The 20,605-nt window shown below is 50.1% G+C and carries 18 protein-coding genes; 6 read left to right on the top strand and 12 right to left on the bottom strand.

Going from position 1 to position 20,605, the window contains the following annotated elements; translation table 11 throughout:
* The 4 genes from I2F54_RS03435 (at position 1) to miaA (ending at position 3,758) form a co-directional block, all read left to right on the top strand.
* A complete protein-coding gene (locus I2F54_RS03435) occupies positions 1-1,386 on the top strand; it encodes a bifunctional UDP-3-O-[3-hydroxymyristoyl] N-acetylglucosamine deacetylase/3-hydroxyacyl-ACP dehydratase (protein WP_022219846.1) in 1,386 nt (461 codons plus the stop codon).
* A gap of 7 nt (positions 1,387-1,393) precedes the next feature.
* Entirely contained in the window at positions 1,394-2,170 is a 777-nt protein-coding gene (lpxA, locus tag I2F54_RS03430) for an acyl-ACP--UDP-N-acetylglucosamine O-acyltransferase (protein WP_195500524.1), read from the top strand.
* A gap of 12 nt (positions 2,171-2,182) precedes the next feature.
* The gene (locus I2F54_RS03425; RefSeq protein WP_022219844.1) at positions 2,183-2,743 is read left to right on the top strand and encodes an IS1096 element passenger TnpR family protein; all 561 of its coding nucleotides are present in this window, start codon (positions 2,183-2,185) and stop codon (positions 2,741-2,743) included.
* 115 nt (positions 2,744-2,858) lie between these two features.
* Complete coding sequence (gene miaA, locus I2F54_RS03420; RefSeq protein WP_195500523.1) at positions 2,859-3,758, top strand: tRNA (adenosine(37)-N6)-dimethylallyltransferase MiaA; 900 nt, start codon at positions 2,859-2,861, stop codon at positions 3,756-3,758.
* A gap of 62 nt (positions 3,759-3,820) precedes the next feature.
* Here the strand turns inward: miaA and I2F54_RS03415 are convergent, their stop codons facing one another.
* Together I2F54_RS03415 and I2F54_RS03410 are read right to left on the bottom strand one after the other, a co-directional pair.
* Entirely contained in the window at positions 3,821-6,232 is a 2,412-nt protein-coding gene (locus I2F54_RS03415) for a glycoside hydrolase family 3 N-terminal domain-containing protein (RefSeq protein WP_195500522.1), read from the bottom strand.
* A gap of 21 nt (positions 6,233-6,253) precedes the next feature.
* Positions 6,254-7,492 (bottom strand): carcinine hydrolase/isopenicillin-N N-acyltransferase family protein, encoded by a 1,239-nt coding sequence (locus I2F54_RS03410; RefSeq protein WP_009122667.1) that lies wholly within the window; start codon positions 7,490-7,492, stop codon positions 6,254-6,256.
* 156 nt (positions 7,493-7,648) lie between these two features.
* Here I2F54_RS03410 and I2F54_RS03405 point away from each other — a divergent pair, with 156 nt between their 5' ends.
* Positions 7,649-8,353, top strand: coding sequence for a hemerythrin domain-containing protein (locus tag I2F54_RS03405; RefSeq protein WP_009122669.1), 705 nt, complete (start codon positions 7,649-7,651; stop codon positions 8,351-8,353).
* Entirely contained in the window at positions 8,343-8,957 is a 615-nt protein-coding gene (locus tag I2F54_RS03400) for a response regulator transcription factor (protein WP_009122670.1), read from the top strand. Before I2F54_RS03405 ends, I2F54_RS03400 begins: the two co-directional genes overlap by 11 nt.
* Here I2F54_RS03400 and I2F54_RS03395 read toward each other — a convergent pair.
* The 10 genes from I2F54_RS03395 to I2F54_RS03350 form a co-directional block, all read right to left on the bottom strand.
* The gene (locus I2F54_RS03395) at positions 8,941-9,267 is read right to left on the bottom strand and encodes a hypothetical protein (protein WP_195500521.1); all 327 of its coding nucleotides are present in this window, start codon (positions 9,265-9,267) and stop codon (positions 8,941-8,943) included. The two genes, I2F54_RS03400 and I2F54_RS03395, sit on opposite strands and share 17 nt — an antisense overlap.
* 205 nt (positions 9,268-9,472) lie before the next feature.
* Positions 9,473-11,536, bottom strand: coding sequence for a cytochrome c biogenesis protein CcsA (locus tag I2F54_RS03390; RefSeq protein ID WP_195500520.1), 2,064 nt, complete (start codon positions 11,534-11,536; stop codon positions 9,473-9,475).
* 11 nt (positions 11,537-11,547) lie between these two features.
* Positions 11,548-12,696 (bottom strand): Rid family hydrolase, encoded by a 1,149-nt coding sequence (locus tag I2F54_RS03385; protein ID WP_129618642.1) that lies wholly within the window; start codon positions 12,694-12,696, stop codon positions 11,548-11,550.
* Positions 12,697-12,729: 33 nt separating this feature from the next.
* Positions 12,730-13,434: a hypothetical protein gene (locus I2F54_RS03380; RefSeq protein ID WP_022219838.1), complete on the bottom strand. Its 705-nt coding sequence runs from the start codon at positions 13,432-13,434 to the stop codon at positions 12,730-12,732.
* Between the two features lie 23 nt (positions 13,435-13,457).
* Entirely contained in the window at positions 13,458-14,669 is a 1,212-nt protein-coding gene (locus I2F54_RS03375) for a porin (protein WP_195500519.1), read from the bottom strand.
* Between the two features lie 42 nt (positions 14,670-14,711).
* Positions 14,712-16,145: a di-heme oxidoredictase family protein gene (locus tag I2F54_RS03370; protein WP_009122677.1), complete on the bottom strand. Its 1,434-nt coding sequence runs from the start codon at positions 16,143-16,145 to the stop codon at positions 14,712-14,714.
* Positions 16,146-16,250: 105 nt separating this feature from the next.
* Positions 16,251-17,483 (bottom strand): imelysin family protein, encoded by a 1,233-nt coding sequence (locus I2F54_RS03365; protein ID WP_118045948.1) that lies wholly within the window; start codon positions 17,481-17,483, stop codon positions 16,251-16,253.
* Positions 17,484-17,506: 23 nt separating this feature from the next.
* Positions 17,507-18,883, bottom strand: a complete 1,377-nt coding sequence (locus tag I2F54_RS03360) for a porin (protein WP_009122679.1) — start codon at positions 18,881-18,883, stop codon at positions 17,507-17,509.
* A 170-nt stretch (positions 18,884-19,053) separates the two neighbouring features.
* Complete coding sequence (locus tag I2F54_RS03355; protein ID WP_087425096.1) at positions 19,054-19,266, bottom strand: type II toxin-antitoxin system antitoxin; 213 nt, start codon at positions 19,264-19,266, stop codon at positions 19,054-19,056.
* A 138-nt stretch (positions 19,267-19,404) separates the two neighbouring features.
* On the bottom strand, positions 19,405-20,601 hold the full coding sequence (locus tag I2F54_RS03350; RefSeq protein ID WP_195500518.1) for a MalY/PatB family protein: 1,197 nt from the start codon (positions 20,599-20,601) through the stop codon (positions 19,405-19,407).
* Positions 20,602-20,605: the final 4 nt, after the last annotated feature.

The raw sequence follows: 20,605 nt of genomic DNA, 5'->3' as shown, positions 1-20,605 counted from the left end.
ATGTTGAAACAAAAGACTCTGAAAGACAGCTTTTCGCTCAGTGGAAAAGGTCTTCACACAGGACTTGATCTGACCGTTACTTTCAACCCTGCTCCCGACAATCACGGATATAAGATTCAGCGTACTGACCTGGAAGGTCAGCCCATCATTGACGCTGTCGCCGATAATGTGACCGAAACGACACGCGGTACCGTACTCTCCAAAAACGGAGCGAAAGTAAGTACCGTAGAGCATGGTATGGCTGCGCTTTATGCATTGGGCATAGACAACTGCCTTATTCAGGTGAACGGTCCGGAATTTCCCATTCTGGATGGAAGCGCCCAATATTATGTCAACGAAATAGAACGCGTAGGCACGGTAGAACAGAGTGCCGTAAAGGATTTCTATATCATCAAGTCCAAGATTGAATTCCGCGATGAGGCGACCGGCTCATCCATCATCGTATTACCCGATGAGAACTTCAGCCTGAACGTGCTGGTATCCTACGACTCTACTATCATCCCCAACCAATTTGCCACATTGGAAGACATGACAAAGTTCAAGGATGAAGTAGCCGCCAGCCGTACTTTCGTATTCGTACGCGAGATAGAACCGTTGTTGCAGGCCGGACTTATCAAAGGCGGCGACTTGGACAACGCCATCGTTATCTACGAGCGCGAAATGCCGCAGGATGCTTACGACAAGCTCGCCGACGTAATGGGCGTGCCGCACATGGATGCCAAACAGTTGGGTTACATCAACCACAAACCTCTGGTATGGCCCAACGAATGCGCCCGCCACAAACTGTTGGACGTAATCGGCGACCTGGCCCTGATCGGCAAGCCCATCAAGGGGCGTATCATCGCCACGCGTCCGGGACATACCATCAACAATAAGTTTGCCCGCCAGATGCGTAAGGAAATCCGCCTGCACGAGATACAGGCTCCTACATACGACTGCAACCGCGAACCGATTATGGATGTAAACCGCATCCGTGAACTGTTGCCGCACCGCTATCCGTTCCAACTGGTGGACAAAGTAATCGAGATAGGCGCCAACTACATCGTAGGCGTCAAGAACGTAACGGCCAACGAACCTTTCTTCCAGGGACACTTCCCGCAAGAGCCCGTAATGCCCGGCGTATTGCAAGTGGAAGCAATGGCGCAGACAGGCGGTTTACTTGTTCTGAACTCCGTAGACGAACCGGAACGCTATTCCACCTACTTCATGAAGATAGACGGCGTTAAGTTCCGCCAGAAAGTAGTGCCGGGAGACACCTTGATTTTCCGCGTTGAACTGCTGGCCCCCATCCGTCGGGGTATCTCTACTATGAAAGGCTATGTATTCGTAGGCGAAAAGGTAGTGTGCGAGGCTGAATTTATGGCTCAAATAGTAAAAAACAAGTAAATTAATTATGATAAGTCCCTTAGCGTATATTCATCCCGAGGCGAAAATCGGGGAAAACGTAGAGATTGCTCCTTTTGTTTTCATTGACAAGAATGTGGTAATCGGCGATAATAACAAGATTATGGCGAATGCCAACATTCTGTACGGGTCGCGTATCGGCAATGGGAATACCATTTTTCCCGGAGCTGTCATCGGTGCCATTCCTCAAGACCTGAAGTTCAGAGGAGAAGAGACTACCGCCGAGATAGGCGATAACAATACCATCCGCGAGAATGTAACAATCAACCGGGGTACAGCCGCCAAAGGAAAGACAATCGTAGGCAGCAACAACCTGCTGATGGAGAGCGTACATGTGGCGCACGATGCCATCATAGGCAACGGCTGCATCATCGGCAACTCCACCAAAATGGCCGGTGAGATTGTAATAGACGACAACTCCATTATCAGCGCCAATGTACTGATGCACCAGTTCTGCCGCGTAGGCGGATTCGGGATGATACAGGGCGGATGCCGTTTCAGCAAAGACATACCGCCTTACATCATAGCCGGCCGCGAGCCTATCTGCTATGCAGGGCTCAATATCGTGGGGCTGCGCCGCCGCGGTTTCTCCAACGAAACTATCGAAGCCATTCATGACGCCTACCGCATCATCTATCAAAGCGGGCTGAACAATACGGAAGCTTTGAAGAAGATTGAGAATGAAATGGAAATGACACCCGACATCAGCTATATTGTAAACTTTATACGTGAATCGACTCGCGGCATTATCCCTGCAAGTAAATAAAAAGTTAGCACTATGATATATAGATTTACTCTCATCTCCGATGAAGTAGATGACTTCATCAGAGAAATACAAATCGACCCGGAAGCTACGTTCTATGACTTCCACGAAGCTATCCTGAAATCAGCGGGTTATACCAACGACCAGATGACCTCTTTCTTCATCTGCGACGACGATTGGGAAAAGGAAAAGGAAGTAACCCTCGAAGAGATGGATGACAATCCGGAAATAGACAGTTGGGTGATGAAAGAAACCCAAGTCAGCGAGTTGGTAGAAGACGAAAAGCAGAAACTTCTGTATGTATTCGACTACATGACGGAACGTTGTTTCTTCATCGAGCTCTCCGAAATCATCACCGGCAAGAATATGACCGGAGCGAAATGCACCAAGAAAGCCGGGGAAGCTCCCAAACAAACCATTGACTTTGAAGAAATGGCGGCTGCCGGCGGTTCGCTCGACCTGGACGAAAGCTTCTACGGCGACCAGGACTTCGACATGGAAGACTTCGACAAAGAAGGCTTCGGCGGCCTGGACGAAGGTTCCGCCGATATTCCTTACGAAGAAGACAAATTCTGATAAACCGGTTCGGGCGAATAACAATTTGCTCCAATGATACTGAAATATCCTACGAGGATACATTCGTATCAAAGGATACAATTGTTCTTCGCCCGAATTATTTTATTGCGACCTCATGAAAACATTGATAGTACTTATAGGCCCTACGGGAGTAGGCAAGACAGAACTCAGCCTCCGACTGGCGGAGCATTTCCGGACATGCATCGTTTCCGCCGATTCACGGCAACTTTACGCCGACCTGAAAATCGGTACGGCCGCCCCTACCCCGGAACAATTGCAACGGGTACGGCATTACTTCGTCGGCACCCTGCAACTGACCGACTATTACAGCGCCGCCCAATATGAAGCCGAAGTACTGCAACTTCTTGAGCAACTCTATACCCGGCACGAAGTCGTACTCCTGACCGGCGGTTCCATGATGTACGTGGATGCCGTATGCAAAGGCATTGACGACATCCCTACCGTAGATGCCGAAACCCGGCAATTGATGTTACACAAATACGAAACAGAAGGCTTGGAAAACCTTTGCGCCGAACTGAAACTGCTGGATCCGGAGTATTACAAAATAGTGGATTTAAAGAACCATAAACGAGTAATCCACGCCCTGGAAATCTGTTATATGACAGGAAAGACCTATACCTCTTTCCGTACGCGGCAAAAAAAGGAACGCCCCTTCCGTATCATTAAAATAGGGCTCACCCGTGACCGTGAAGAATTGTACAACCGTATCAACCGGCGCGTAGAGCAGATGATAACGGACGGACTTGTAGAGGAAGCCCGCAGCGTCTACCCTCACCGCGCGCTCAACTCACTGAACACCGTAGGCTATAAGGAAATCTTCAACTACCTCGACGGAGAATGGACACTGCCTTTCGCCATTGAGAAAATTCAGCAGAATTCACGCATCTACTCCCGTAAGCAGATGACATGGTTCAAGCGGGACGAAGAAATACGCTGGTTTCATCCGGAACAAGAAACGGAGATACTTGCATATCTCCGTTCCCAACTGTCATAAGTCCGCCCGCCAATCGGCGCAGACCGTAAAATCTTTCCCGCACCTTTACCATCCGGCTATCGTCAAGGCAAAGCCGTGATTGTCTTTTTCAGCCTTATATCCTGGCTGGATGCGCCTATCATAACCTCAAACTCGCCCGGCTCCACCGTCCAGTTCATATTGCGGTCCAGTATCTGCAAGTCTTCCGGTTTCAAAGAGAAAGTTACCTGCCTGGTTTCACCCGGTTTCAAGGATATCCTCTCAAAGCCGCGCAGTTGCGAATCGTAAGTAATGACGCTGCTCACCTTATCGCGCACATACAACTGCACCACCTCGTCGCCCGTACGCTTTCCCATATTCGTAACGTTGACTTTAACCGTATATTCCCCTTGCGTACGCTGCCGCAACGGAGATACTTCCAAATCGGAATAGGCAAACGTCGTATAGCTCAGGCCGAAGCCGAACGGGTACAGCTCGCCGATGACGCGTGTCGCGCCCGAACCGTTGGGACCGGATTTCGGCTGGCTGCCATGCGAACCGGGTTTGAAAGGGAAGTTCAGCTCTATCTGTCCCACACTCTTCGGGAAAGTCACCGTCAGCTTGCCGCCCGGATTATGCTCGCCAAACAAAGTCTCCGCAATCACCGTTCCTCCCTGACAACCGGGGAACCACGACTCCAAGATGGCGGGAATATAAGCATTCGCCCAATTGACGGTGAGCGGCTGGCCGTTTATCAACACCAGTATCACCGGCTTTCCCGTCGCATGCAATGCCTCAAGCAATTGCTGCTGGCGTCCCGGCAAGTCGAGCGAAGTACGCGAACGGCTTTCCCCCGTACGATACTCGTCCTCACCCAACACGGCAATGACTACGTCGCTTTCACCGGCTTTCGCCACCGCCTCGGCAATACCTCGCTTTTCCCGCTCATTCATGGGTACGGGCAATATCTCCGTGGCCGGCCAGCCAGCGTCCACAATATCACAACCTTTGGCATAATCCACTTCGGCAACGTCTTTCAGATAAGCGCGCAGACCGGCCAGCACGGTAACCGTTTCCAGTCCGTTAGGGCCGTAACGGCTGGTCATGAAATTATCCTCATCAGCCAACGGACCTGTCACCAGCACTTTCTTTATCCGCTGTTTATCCAGCGGAAGAATATTATTCTCATTTTTCAGAAGCACGAGAGCCTGTTGCTGCATCTCCTTCACAAAATCCATATTCCGGTCTGCCCCGCCTACGTTATCGGCGGCTTTCGTATCGGTCACATAAGGCCGGTCGAACAGTCCCAAACGGAATTTCACCCGCAGCACTTCCGACACACGCTTGTCTATCGTAGCCATTGAAATCTTCTTTTCTTCCAGCAACCGGCGGATGGGCAGAATAAAATCGGAAGGCGGAGTAAAGTGGGTGCGCACATTCAAACCAGCTTCCAGCACCTGACGCACCGCCTCATCATAAGTATCCGCCACATGATGCTTGGACTCTACAAACTCCACGGCCTGGCTGTCACTCACCACATATCCGTCGAAACCGTATTCCTCGCGCAGCAACTCCGTCAGAAAATAATAGCTGGCGGACACGGGCACACCGTCCCAATCGTTATAGCTGCTCATCACTCCCATAGGATGCGAGTTCTGAATAACTTTCTTAAAAGGATACAGGAAAAGTTCGTGCAACTCACGCGGAGCAACGTGCGGGTCGGTACGGCAATGCCCGTCACGACCGCCTTTGGGGACGCTGTAAACCGCATAATGCTTCAAGGTGGCGGCTACCCCCTGCGACTGAATACCGTTCACCATTTCCGTTCCCAGAGCCGCTATCAGAAAAGGTTCTTCTCCATAACACTCCAATGTACGTCCCCAACGCGGATCGCGTACTACATCCAGTATGGGAGCGTACACATTGGTGTATCCCAACGCTTTCGCCTCCTGCCCGGCGATGACGCCGGCACGACGTACAAGCTCTTTGTTCCAGGTACTTCCGATTGCGATAGGGGCCGGCAACGGAGTGGCTTTGGTGTGGTTCAGTCCGTGAATACCCTCATTCGTGAAGTCAACGGGAATCCCCAAACGGGTTTCCTCCACAAACCAGCGTTGCACGGTATTGACAGCCTCGGCATGGTTGCTGAAAGGATACAATAAATCGGGAACCAGCGCGGACTTCTTTCCCACGCCATTCAGCATCTCATCGATATTCGCGATGCCGTCTTTCCATATTTCATTTTTCCAGCCGGCAACGGGCAGGGAGTCCTTTAGTACGCGCCCGTAGCCGTAAAGGGTTGCCAGCTGGCAGGTTTTCTCCTCCACAGACATTTGGGAGAGCAGGTCGGCCACCCGCTTTTCAACAGGTTGGGAAGGGTCTTCGTAAATATCCTTCACCCCGTTCTTGTTGAAATCGATCCAACCTTTCCGATACATTTTCTTGTTTTGCGCCTGCACATTGCCGACGAGTCCCAGACACAGGACGGAAATACCGATAATCAGTTTGTGTTTCATGTATAAAATCAATATAAATAATTAAAGTTCGAATAATTCCGCATACCGGGTTTCAACAAAGGCATCCAGCTCATTGTAGAGCGACCGCATCGCTTTCATATCCGCCCTGCCTCTCTTGCGCCATTCTTTCAACACCGTCCCGGCACGCCGGAACACCTCATCCTCCACCGGAGCCAGCAACTGCATATATCCGTTCTTATCGGCATTGTAAAGCCTTTCCCAATTCATATAGCGGTCGCTTCCCATACCTTGCCCGTAAGAGAAAACATCTCCCGCCAGTATCACCGACCAATTGCCCAAAGGAGATACTTTCTCCGCTTCGTCGCGGAGCAGAAGCCTCGGCAAAGCCTTATCCGCCCCTTTCACCCAGACGGGCATTGCCACTCCGGTGGGCGGATACCCCAGGACAGTCCACATCGTAGTGAGCTCGGGACGTTCACCCTTTTTCACTCCCTGCACCACAACCGAGCTGGCCGTACTGCCGCGCGCAATGAAATCCTGGTCTACAAACCACCCCGTTGTCTTAGGACGGTTGAAATCCCCGCTTTTCAGGTCGATTCCCAAAAGCGGATTGGCGAAAGAGCGGGAAAGTTCCCTGAATATCCATTGCGGCGTAATCTGTCCCGTAGCCGAAGCCGGCATCAGCAGCTTATCCTCCTGCATGAAGCGGACATAGCCCGCCCCCTCGTTCACCTTGCCTGAGAAAGAGAAGTTGGTACGTGCAATATACCCGCAAGGCGCATCCTTAGGGTCGTTGGCATCGTACATCACATACTTATGATAATCCACCTCGAACATGGCGGCACCCCCTTCGGCATCAATTACACCGAAGTTAGCTTCTATCAGGCTGGGCTTGGACAGCGTATCGAGAAATTGACGGAAATCCTTCACCGTAGCGCACACTTCCAACGCACGCCGCATTACCCGTCCGTTGGCCTCTCCACGCTCCTCGCCGGGTTTCACCTCGACCAAGTTATAAGACTGCGTATTCATAACGGAGAACCCCGCGGCGTTCGTACCTATCCACACATCCGTCGGATTATCTTCCACACTGTTGACAACGGCTACAAACGGATAGCGCCCGCCGGAGAAATATCTCACGCTGTTTTGCGGAAAGTCCGTATCGCGGTTCTTCCACAGCAAGGGGCGTCCGTCGGGAGTAACCTTGCCGGAGATTACGGCAGATGTACAGGCGGAAAGCGGTCCGGCGCTTCCCAAAGATATAACGACAGCAATCAGAGCGAATAAAGTCCGTTTCATAGCAAAGAAGTTTTACCGTTAGTTTCGACAAAGATAAAAAATCAATCCGGATTAGTACGCCATACCGTTCAAAATACCTACAAATAGCGATTGCAGTTCTCGAAGAAAAGCCGTTACTTTGCGCCCGAAACATAGAGTAGAAAGGAATAACTTACAATGAATGAACAACATAAATACCGGGCAACGGACAAGATGAGCGACCTCATCTGCGATAACTACTCCTTATTAATGGTGATGAGCCGCTTCGGTTTGTCGCTTGGATTCGGAGACAAGAGCGTAAAGGACGTCTGTGAAGCCCAGAATGTAGACTACCGCACTTTTCTCGCCGTAGCCAATTTCATCAGCGAGGAGCAATACTCTTACAGCGCGGATGATGATTCATTCTCTATTCCGGCGCTTATGGATTATCTGAAACGCGCGCACGCCTATTTTCTCGACTTCAACCTGCCTGCCATGCGCCGCAAACTGATAGAGGCCATAGACTGCTCCAGAGATAATGACGTGGCCTACCTCATCCTCAAATTCTTTGACGAATACGCCAAAGAAGTGCGCCGCCACATGGAATACGAAAACGAGGCCGTCTTTACGTACGTAGAGCAATTGCTGCAAGGCAGGCTGTCCGACGAATACAACATCGCCACTTTTGCCAGCAAGCACAACCAGATAGACACCAAACTGAAAGAACTGAAAAATATCATCATCAAGTACTATCCGGAAAAAGAAAACAATAATCTTCTGAACGCCGTCCTGTTCGATATCTTCAACTGTGAACAAGACCTCGCGTCGCATTGCCAGGTAGAAGACTATATGTTTGTTCCCGCCGTAGCACAAATAGAAAAAAGACTGAAAGATGAACAATAATATTTCTTTGAAAATAGTTGTTGCGGAAACTTCGGTCATTGTACGAAGTGGTCTTGCGGCAGTACTCAAACGCATTCCCAACCTGAACGCGCACCCCATCGAGGTGTCGTCACCGGAGGCATTGCAGAACTATATCCATCTGCACACTCCCGACATTGTAATCGTAAATCCGACTTTCGGCGGCTGGTTCGACCTGCCTTCCTTCAAGACAGACCATACCAGAAACAGCATCAAATACATCGCATTGGTATGTTCCGTCATCGACAACAACGCTCTGAAAGAGTATGACGAAAGCATCGCCATCTGTGACGATATCGAAGTAATCACCGCAAAAATCAACCGCCTTCTCCATACCGAAGAGGAAGATGAAAAAGACAGCGAACAGGAAACGCTCAGCCAACGCGAAAAGGAAATCATCACTTGCGTCGTAAAAGGAATGACCAACAAGGCGATTGCCGACAAACTGTATCTGTCCATCCATACCGTCATTACCCACCGCCGCAACATTGCGCGCAAACTGCAAATACACTCTCCCGCAGGCCTCACCATCTACGCCATTGTGAACAAGCTGGTGGAACTGAGCGATATTAAAGACACCTTATAAATTCCCTGTCAACCTTTCTTCCGTAAAACCTGCCGCGAGAGAAGAGTCCCGAGTCCCTTTCCAATCCCGTCTTCCCCCAGGAGAAAAGCATGCCGGCCTGCCGCTCGAGCTTCATCTCCAGCCTAAAGATACATATCTTCAGCGTAGAGATACGCATCTTTACCCTGAAGATGTACATCTTTAAGCTGAAGATAAAGCTTACTCCGTACCTTAGCACCCTTTCCCGGGCAACTCCGGCCGTTTTGGCAAGCACCCCTGACGGCCTTCTCCCTACCTTCACTCCGGCAGGTATCTCCGCTTCGTCCGCCATAAAGCAAATCCCCGCTTCACGATATCACATCGGAAAGCGGGGATCCTTTTATCTTCATAAAAGTGGTTACGTAATTATGACTAACTAATTCATTCTTTAAATCTGATGTTGCAAAGATACGGCATCGCGCCCAATGCCGCAATCACCCGATATAGGTATAATAAAGAACGCCAGTCATTATAAATAGGTAACACCATCGTTTCAATCACGCGTTTGCATAGCTGTGCATGCCGCCCAGGATGTAATTCACTCCGAAATAGGTCATCAACACCGTAAGAAAGGCCGCAATCATATAGATGTGGAAGAACAACGGCCTGCGGAAAGCGGGCAGGCTCTTCGCATGAAACGCCATTCCGTACACAAGGAACGTAATCAGCGCCCAAACCTCTTTGGGGTCCCATGCCCAATACCGCCCCCACGACACGTTGGCCCAGACAGCCCCCATAAAGATACCCGCGCCCAGGAAGAAATTCGCCGGATAAAGCAGGAGACGGCTAAGGAGCATCAGCATCTTCCCGTGCCTGCGAATACACAAAGCAAGTATTCCGTTCAGCATCATAAAGGCGAACAGCGCATAGGACATCATTATCAGTGAAACGTGCATGCTGAGCCAGGGAGACACAAGTACAGGCATCAAAGGGGTAATCTGCGGATTCATCTGCCCTAAATGGGCGACAAGCAACGCAAATCCCGAAAGCAGAAAGCCGAAAGGAACCGTAAACGGAAACCTGCGGCGAAACAAGCACGCCAGCAGCAGCGTGCACAAGGCCATAAACTGCATCGTCTCATATCCGTTGCTCAACGGAATACGCCCGCCCACATACCAGCGCAGACCATATCCGAAGAGCTGGAAAAGGAATGCCGCATAAAGTGCCGCCACAAACAAACGGTTTATCCGGCGTGACAAAGCGCTCCGCTCCGAAGCATGGCGCAAGCCGCAATATACCAGATGGAAGAATGCCAGCAAACCAATCGTCAGATTGAACATGAACAGGCATTTGCTGAAAGGAATACGGTTGTAGATAAGCTCTGCGCGTACCTTCGGCGATGGCAGCGGCTTTACGCCGCCGTCTTTCGGCAGAGGGCGAATCAAGGTACCCTTTTGAAGCATCAGAATCAATCCCACCTTTTCGTCCGTTTCCACGATTGCCTTTTCCAGAGGAGACATTTTCCGGCCGGTTTCCCGCCCGCCCTGCCAGAAGTCCTGCAAGCGGTACCGCTGTCCGTCAAACAAGTCGGCCACAGAAGCGTAAGACGTTTCCAGGTTCAACAGGCGGCATAATTCCCGGTTCTTAATGTAAATCATCGGTTCGTACTGCCACACTTCCGGACGCAGCAACCAGCCGCCGATAACCTGTTCGGGAGTTAACCCCGCATAAGACGGCCGTCCCGTCAGTTTCATCACGAAATCACGGGCAAGCGTATTGAAGGGAACCACCCTGTCATGGTAAATAACCTGTTCGGAAGCCAGGCTGTCCGCCTGCCTGATGCTCAAGGCCGGAAGCATCCGTCCCTGCACCTGCATGCTTCCCGCCAACAGCAGAAGGCAGAACACGCCCCCCTTTTTAAGCAACGGATGGTTCATCAGCCTGCGGAATTCCCCCCTGCGACCGAAAAGCATCCCAATCATAGAGATGCCCAACAGGATGTATCCCGCATAGGTAATTCCTATGCCCCAAGGGTCATGGTTCACCGTCAGCCAACTGCCCTGCCTGTCTTCGTCGAAAGACGACTGATAGAAACGGAAACCCTGTTCGGACAAGATACGGTTCATGGAAACGGTGCGGCTGCAAGAGGAGCTGTCCGCCCCCTGCCCCGGCCATAATACGCGGATATGGCTGATATAGTCCGCGGGAGCTTCCGTACCGGGATAGTATTCCACCCGAAAGCTGTCCAAAAGCAATGTAAAGGGCAAATCTATCTCCCGCCCGCTCTCCTGCTCCACAAAGCTGCTTACCTTGTTCCCTGCAATAAGATGTACATATCCTTTCCGGCCGCCGGCAAACGTAATCATGGCTCCCGCCAAAATCACGAGGAAGGAGCCATGCAACAACAACGCAGGGAGAAATTTCCGCAACCGCTTTCCGGCTGATGCCATCATAACCGCAACGGCCAGAATCCCCCAGACACAACAAAACCAAAAAGAATGATATATATGCTTTTCTATAAAATCCGTCCCGTAAGCCTGCTCCAGAAATGTAGCTATGGCAAGCAAGCATACGAGACAGATATATACACTTACAAACAATCGTTTCAAATTACAAAACATCGGTCGCTCTTTTAGAAAGGGGCATACTCTGTATTCTCAAGCCTCTTCACGCCCATGCACTCCATTTCTATCAGCCAGCCCGGACGGCACACCGGCGCGTGGACAAACACTTTGGGGGTAGCGGGGAAACGCTTGTCGTACATCTCTTTCACTACGGCATAGTCCGCCATATCGCGCAGGTATACAATCATCTGCCCCAGGTCGGCGAATGTGCAGCCGGCTTCCTTCAGGAGAGCCTCCACATTTTCCCACATACGTTCGGTTTGCCTGCGGATGTTTCCCGGATGCACCACCTCGCCTTTGTTATTGATGCTTGCCGTACCGGAGATAAAGACCTGCCGGCGGTCGCCGTAATCCACATACGTGCCGCGCTCAAAACTGACGCCATACTCATAAGTGGGGTTCAGATGCGTAGGCGCATACAGGAAATGAACCTGTCCGGGCTTTATCCCGTCGACCGCATACGCGTCCATCTGCACCGACACTTTCGGATCGGCATGGCGGCCGCCGATACCGGTACTCGATATGTAATGCGTCTTCTCCGTCAGGTTTTGCGTAACAAACACTTCGTTGCGGGCCTTCACCACGCCGGCATAGTTCACGTCTACGTTCTGCACGAAGAACCAGGTACGGATACAGTTGTCCGCCAATTTGCATCCCTGTTCCATTAGCTGCATCACGTAGTCATTCAGCAACAGGCGGGTTTGATATTCGGAGTTGGCCGCACGATTGAAGGCATTGCCGCTCCAAAGATGGCGGTAAGCGCCATGCTTCACCTCAAACAGCCCGTTGTGAAGCACTCTTGTCTGTACTCCGGACTGCAGGTATGCCCACAAGGCTATTTTAGTACCGTTCAACGGCGGCTGCTCCACGATGGAAAGCGCGCAGTCCGAACTCTCGGTGGTAAGCGCCAGCAGCATATCCGACTGGTTGGCGGCATCGCTCAGGAAATAACGCTTGAAAACGGCAACGGCGCCATGAAGCTCCCCTTCGAGCAAGGTGAAGTAGGCATTCACGACCGCGTTCAGCTGCTGCTCGTATGTATCTTCCGGACAGCACGCATGAATCATCACATGATATTCCGAAACACCGTTTTCCACATTATATTTAAAGATTTCAGTTGAGGTCTTTTCTGTTTGCTTTTGTTGTTTATTGTTCATGACAATATCTTTTTTCGTTGTTGTTGATAGAAGTTATTCTTTGGCGCCGGAGTCTATCCAGTCTTTAAGCATATCCAGCGTTATAGACGATTCTATTTCCTGCGAATGATCGTGTCCCCACTCCTTGCTGACAGGGGAAGAAAGTATCTGATACAACATGCTTTCACCGGAATTGCCCGGATTGACACGCATCCATTCGGGCATTATGACGGACGGACGGTTCACCAGGTCGTTATAACTGACACCTTCTTTCAAATCCAAATCGGCGGCCGCGGTCGTACTGGTTCCATGACAACCCACACACGACTTACCAATAAAAATACCCTGCTGAATGGCATTGAACATGCCGGCATCGATTGTTCCGGCATCCACCCGGGTGGTATCGGCATCTACTGTCGAGAAGTCCTGTGTGTAAAAGGAATAGACACGTTCACGGATACGGTTCGTCACGCAAAGCTCGATGGAAGTGACGTCTTCGCCTATACCCGCCATTACCATGTCCACATCCCCGTTGTTCGGGATGGACTTTGCTATCAGCGAATACTCCTTGTCGTCATTGAAACCCGCAAGAACCACCGTATAGCCGTCCGGCCATGTATCCACTCCGCTCATATTCACGTGCAGCTTCACCACACGCCCTTCTTCCGGCACGATGAGCCTGTCCTGATAGAGCCTGCCATCGTCGCAAGAGGCGAAAACGAACATGAACAGCGATAAGAAAAGAATATAGTTCTTCATAGATAAATCCTTTCTTCAATCTGTTAGAATGTGTATTGCAGCAAAACGGTAGCGGAATGCGTAGCCAGACCCAGGTTATCATTATCGCGGTCGAGCTGCGTGTCATGTCCCCAACGGGCTATATACTGATACATAGCCTGTAGCTTCAGGTTGCAACCCTTGAAGAAGTAATTCATGCCCACGGCCGGCATATTCAGGAAGCCGTCGTCACCGGTACCGTTACGGTTGAAGAAGTCGTAGCGCGCGGCCACCTGAACACGGGGAGCCACAAAATAACCGCCCTGCACATAACCGCCCAAATAATGATACGTCTCGTCAATCTTCTGCCGCTTGGTGAATCCCACATTCATATAGTATGCCTCGGCAGCCAGATAGAGCTTGTTCTTCAACATGGCAAACTCCAAACCGACGCGCGTATCGTTCGTACTCTCATTCTCGCTCTCCACATTGATAGAACCGGACAGGCCGAAAAGCATCTTGTCTTCATTCAGGCGGTTCGGGTTGCCTTGCGTGGAAGGCATCACTCCCTTAGGCATATAAGTCAGACGGCCCGCATAAAGCAAAGAAGGTATGTGCCAGTCGTCACTGATAGTTTTTGAAGCCGTATTCACGGAGATTCCCGTACCGTTGAACAAGCCGACCTCATAGCCGAACTTCTCGCCTACCAATCCGTGCAGCTCCACGCCCAGGTCAAAGCCGGTAGCCATGTTCGGAGTAACGGCGTTCAGCGAATAAGGCATGATGACGGAAGAGGTCAGCGAGACAGGCAACTGCGGCAGCAATGTCTCGCCCAACGTAGTCAGGTAGGCATGCGAGAAAGGCGTCTTGAACTTACCTACACGCAATGCCAGCTGCTTCTTGAACTGCACGTCGAACCAAGCCTGCTGCAACAAAGCGCCGCCGCTGGCCGCCGCATTGATGGAAAGGTTGAAAGATACCTTCCCGAAAGCCTTACCCGTAAAACCCAACACCGCATAAGGCACTGAGAAACCGGAATTGGCGAAGTTATCCTGATTGTAGGCCTTGTCCAGGCCTTCATCATCATACCAGTTCAGATTGTCGCTCGTCTGTACCAGCAAATAGGGTTTGAAAACAAAGTCGCCTTTCTTGCTGGAAATAGTAAAGCCTTCCCTTCCGGCCAACGACACCACGCCATTCTCCGTATCTTCTTCGTGCTGTGCCATTGCCATCAACGGCATAGCGGCAAGCGAAGCCAATAATATTAATTTCTTCATACGATTATATCGTTTCTTATTTAAATACTGTGTAACTTGTTATTATAGTGAATTGATAAATGCAATCAGCGCGTCACGGTCTTCCTTATTCATATTCTTAAACAGATTCTTGGAAGCCTCCGCCTCGCCGCCGTGCCACATAATGGCCTCAACCAGATTGCGGGCGCGGCCGTCGTGCAGGAAATAGGTATGTCCGTTGACAATCTCCTGCAAGCCGATGCCCCACAACGGGGTGGTACGCCATTCGTTGCCGCGCGCCAGACCGCTGACATAGTTGTCGTTCAATCCCACACCCATAATTTCCGAACCCATATCGTGGAGCAGGAAATCCGAATACGGATGAATGGTCTGGCCGCCCAGCCACGGGAGCTGCGTCCCTATCAACAAAGAACTGCCGCGCGGCTTGGTATGCAAGGTGGTGACATGGCAAAGGTGGCATTTGGCTTCATAGAACTTCTGCTCTCCTTTGATAACCTGTTCGTCATCCACATTGCGGCGGGCCGGCACACCCAGACATTGCATATAGAGGTCTACGTCCTCCATATCCTCCGCCGATACATCCAATTGGTCGTAAGACAGCCCCATCATGCTGCCCTGCTCCATTTGTAATTGCCCTTCACAGATTTCCTCCGGATAACGGCTGTTGGTCACTCCCAAATCGCTGGAGAAGCCCAGTTCCACGGTCAGGTCTGCATGCTGGGCCTTGTTGCCCGACAGTCCCAAACTTTTCACGCCTTTCTCCATAATGTAATTACAGCGTCCGCTAATGCCGTATTCGGGGTAATTGCTTTTGGCGGCAAGCGCCTCAATCTCTTTCGGGTCGAGCGCCATCATCTGTCCCATTCCCACATGCCGCAGGGGGATACGAACCGTACAGAACAAATCTTCCGGTTTTATTTCTTCCGCATACCAGTCCGTTATCGTATAAGTGGGCTTGGCAAGCTGATAAGGAGTACCGTCGGGAAACTTAAAATCCTCATAAGTATATTCCACTTTCAGCTTTCCTTCCGCCTTTACGCCATAAATGGACTGGTCGTGAAGCACACGCCCGTAATTGGGAAAGAAAGCGCCGTTCTTGCGGGTGATGTATATCAGCATGGAAGAGAAACCGCTACTGCCCGATCCTCCCTCGCTCCACAACGTAGGACGTGTACGGCCTGCGTTATGATGGCAACTACCGCAGGAATATCCGGCATAGACAGGGCCCAAACCGCCGCCCGTTCCGTTAGTGCTGGTACGGACATCGTCGTAAAGTCCGTCTCCGTTATTGAAACGTGAGTTATAGGCTCCCGTCACCCAGTTGGCCGGAGTGTCATAAGCCTTGGAAGAACGCATAAATACAGTGGCGGTACCGGCGGACAATTCATAACCGCCCGGCACTTCTATATCCAATATATCATAAGTATCGCCCTCACAAGCACAGCACAGCAACGAACCAAGCAACAACGGAAACAAACGCTTTTCTAAATATCTCATAAGCAACAGAGTTTATTTTACACAAAATATCAGAACACAACAAATAAGTAAAGGAGACGGCAAGGCACTCCTTTACTTATTTGCCCACACGGTCATATCCGGGACTTATTCAGCCGGTGCCGTACGAGGATCGCCATCCTTGAAAAGAAGGAATTCCAATGTATGGAAGCCACGGACATTCTGAGCGGACGCAATGCTCTCTACCGGGTCACCGTTCTCATCGGTAATGAACTCGCCGTTCCATTGCAATTTGGTGAAGTCTCCCGAATTCAGGATGTTGACAATCGCATCCGCATCCAATGGCCAGCTATCCATATTGGGGTCCAAACCTTTATCGGCTACGGGGCCGAACAGGAACGCCTCGCTTGTTTCCCACGGCTTGCGGGCTACAATCCATTGGGCTGCGGCAGCCTTAAAGTTCGCATCGGTCGGGTTCTTCTGCAACGCGCTTACTTTCTCCAACAATACGGCCACTTCGTCTTTCAAATCCAGGTAAGTAGGAAGTACCACGTCATTTACATAAGTTTTTACGACTTCATTCAGAACGGCATCATTATATACGTCTTCCTTTTGCGCGATTTCAGGGTGTAACCTCTTATCCAAAAGGTCTGCCAAATCCGCGCAAGCCTGTTGGGCTGCCAATGCTTCCGCACTGTTGATATGGCTACGGAAAGGAGCGGGAATAGCCAGAATGGCATCATGGGCTTTCTTGATGGCCTCACGGGTATCGTTCGCCAGCTTTTCATCGTTGGCTTTAATTACATTATAAAGGGAATTCGCGGCAATTGCAGAGTTCGCCAAATCCATCACATCGTTATTCACCCTTACATCTCGCGTACCGCAAATCGCGCTGTAAATGGAAATGATATTGTTGGAATAGTCCTCACGGGAATGCCAGCTGAACCAAGATTCCACCGCATACAAAGCGTCTTGTGTCTTTCCGTCCACATACAAATCGTAAGGGTCGCCGATTTTCGCATCGCCTACCTCATTGGCAATATCCCAGCAACCTTCGATAATCTGCTGGACACAGTTATTGGCAGTACCAAAGTAAGCCGAATTATTATGATTGATAAAAATCGAAGCATAGGATTCTCCTCCGTTATAGCTGGTTTTCCAGTCATTGTAAAGCGTTGTGGCGTCTTCTTTCAACAGATTAGCCACGTTAATCATGTAGCTGTACCAGTTGGAAGCGTTATCTTTGGTAATGTCGATTTCTTCCACAGCGCCATTACCATTTCCATTAGAAGGATCATCGTCATCACTACATGCGGACATCATTCCGCCCAAAGACAGCATGCAAGCTGCAACATACAAAAAATACTTTTTCATTTTCATCGTTATTATTTGAGATTAATATATTATTTCTTTATAAACCAACCGACATAGGCGATACCGATGGAAAATTCGTTTTCGCTATTGTATTTGCCTTTGCCGAATACCTTGCCTGTACCTATCTGGCGGGTCATGTAATCGGCCTTTACCACCAGATTGGGCAATGCGTACCAGTTCAGGCCGGCAGTCCACATGCTCACCTGATTTCTCTTGTCCATGGGAAGCTGGCCTTTTTCTCCCGCTTCCTGAGGATTGTAGTATTCATAACGGGCAAACGGATAGATGACAGGTACTTTCTTATTGCCGTTGCAAATAGAACGGAGATTGACACCGACCTCACCGGCATAGCTCACGGCTTTCTTGGCCACTTGTACCACACGGGTATAAGGAGAGGAATTGGACAAACCTTTATTCTTATTGCTGATAGCGGTAGCTCCCGTCAGGTTGCCAAACACAAAGTTCGTACGGGCCGTCACATACTTGTTCTTATACTGACCGTCGACGGTATAAATGCGCAACGGCGCTTTTACTCCCGCATACGTGGCTACTTTATCGGAATTGGACGCCGTATTGACGCAGTAATAGAAAGAGCCGCCTATACGCAGACCCGGTACTCCCCTATAATCCAGACGGGCGACATAAGCGGGAGAGGTAAAGTTGTCGACCTCGAAGAAGCCCTGCTTTCCACCTGCAACCCAGTTATTACGGTCGAAACCGTTCGCATTCAGACCCGTTACAATCAACGCCTGATAATCGAATGTAGCATATCCCTTACCGAAAGTACCGAAAAACTCGATACCCGTTTCGTGCCAGGTGGAAGGAAGAATGGTGGTTTCGCCTTCCGGACGGTAGGTTCCGAAAAAGTTAATGGGCTCGTGATGCGCATTGGTAAGTCCGACGGGCACAATCATATGTCCGGCACGGACATTAAAAGCAGGATGTATCAGGCGTGTAATATGGAATTGCTCCAAAGCGACCTCACCGCCTTTCTCTATTTCCGTTTCGTACTCTCCATTCTCGGAGTTCTCCAGCTCTACGGCCGTACCTGTACCGCCGGATTCAAATTCTATTTCAGCCCCCAGTATCCACTTGGAATTGAACTTATAATCGAATGCCAATACGAAACGCGGGATGGCGATCGTATTACGGTGGTCGTCCGAATTTCCTCTATTGCCGCCAAAGAAACGGTTGATGCCGTAATCCTTAAAACTGGCTACCATTTCTCCATATCCGCCGAAACGGAATTTCTTGTAGCTGTCATCATCCGAAGTGCTTGTCTTTTCTTTCTTCAGCATACTCTCGGCAGTCTCGCTTTTCGCGCTCGCTTCATCGGGCTCCCCTGCCCATAAAGCATTGGCCGATACTAAAAAACACAATGCTAATAAGCTCGTTAATTTTCTCATCTTTTATCTTAATTTTTGTTGGGACAAAGGTAGGGGTAGTTAAAAATGGTAACAATACCTAAAACAGAGTATTACTAAAAGACGGGATAACAACAATTAGGTAGGTCTTATCCAAACAAAAAAAATCCCTATCGCATTCCGCAATAGGGATTAACTATCAAGATAACCGTTTAATCTTCACATTCTTGTGTTTCCAAATCGAGATGGGGAGCGGACTTACTCTTTTTGACCCGTCCGTTTTTACGAAGAGCCTCGGCTATAATCCACTGAAGCTGTCCATTGGTACTACGGAACTCATCGGCTGCCCATTTCTCGATAGCATCCATTGTCACAGCATCCACACGTAAGACAAAGCTTTTCGTTAAAGTCTCTTTTTTAGTCACTTATATACTTTATTAATGATTCATATCCTGCGTATGTTCACAGGATTTACAGCTTTATCGGTACAAAGTACTCCCGGTAGATTACCGAACGCCGTCTCTTCTCTTCCGTATAAATTAACAATATCTTCTTCGGAAAGTTTAGGGGACTGTCTTTTTTGCCGCGCTTCTTACTTCCTTAACCGCCACGGCCAACTGCTGCAAGGCTCTTTGCAAAACAGAACGGGGGCAACCGATATTCAATCGCATAAACCCTTCTCCCGGCTTACCGAACATTGTGCCGTCATTCAATGCCAAACGGGCTTTTTCCACAAAAAACTTTACCAGTTCCTCTTGCGGCAGGCCTAATGCGCGACAATCCAAGAAAATCAGGTAAGAGGCCTGGGGACGTATCATACCGATACCCGGGATATGCTCCTTCAGATAATTCTCCGTAAAGTCTATATTGCCTTGTACGTATCCGAGCATCTGCTCCAGCCATTCTTCTCCATGCGTATAGGCTGCCGCAGCTCCGATATAGGCCAGCAAATGTCCTTCGCAGAACTCGCCTGCCTCCATAAAGTCCCGGAAACGGCGGCGAATATCTTCGTTTACCGCTATGGCGTAGGAACTGCCCAAGCCCGGCATATTAAAAGCTTTGCTGGGAGCCATAAAGGTAAGGGAATTCTGTGCGGCCGCCTCGGATACAGTGGCAAAAGGATGATGCTTATGGGGAGGCAAAGTGAGGTCGGCATGTATCTCGTCGGAAATTACCATAGTCCCGTTCTCTTGACAGATATCCGCTATCCGGCGCAACTCCCCGGTTGTCCAGACACGCCCGCCGGGATTATGAGGATTACAAAGAATAAGCGCCCTGCACCCTTGAATGTCCTTAGCGAAACGCTCGAAATTAATGTGATAATGCCCGTTATGCAAATCAAGCGGAGAGTAAACGACTTCACGTCCCATACGTTCGGTCACCAAAAAGAAAGGATGGTATACCGGAGTCATTACCATCACCTTATCGCCCGGCTTGGTAAAGCATTGTAAGGCAAAGGCTTGTCCACGCACAATACCGGGCACAAACGTCAGCATATCACGCGTGATATCCCATTGGTGACGCCTGTGCAACCAATGGCAAATAGAGGTATACCACTCTTCACAGGCGAAAGTATATCCCAAAACCGCATGGTCGAGACGTCTGCGCAAAGCGTCCATTACAAAAGGCGGCGTACGGAAATCCATATCGGCCACCCACATGGGAAGCAAATCACTACGCCCCCATACATTCTCTACGCCGTCCCACTTTACGGAGTCCGTACCGCGGCGTTCGATCACTTCATCAAAATTATACTTCATAAGG

The organism is Bacteroides clarus (assembly GCF_015555825.1).
GTDB classification, from domain to species: Bacteria; Bacteroidota; Bacteroidia; order Bacteroidales; family Bacteroidaceae; genus Bacteroides; species Bacteroides clarus.
The sequence above is the reverse complement of the archived record's forward strand: the minus strand, read 5'-3'. Positions and strand labels throughout refer to the sequence as shown.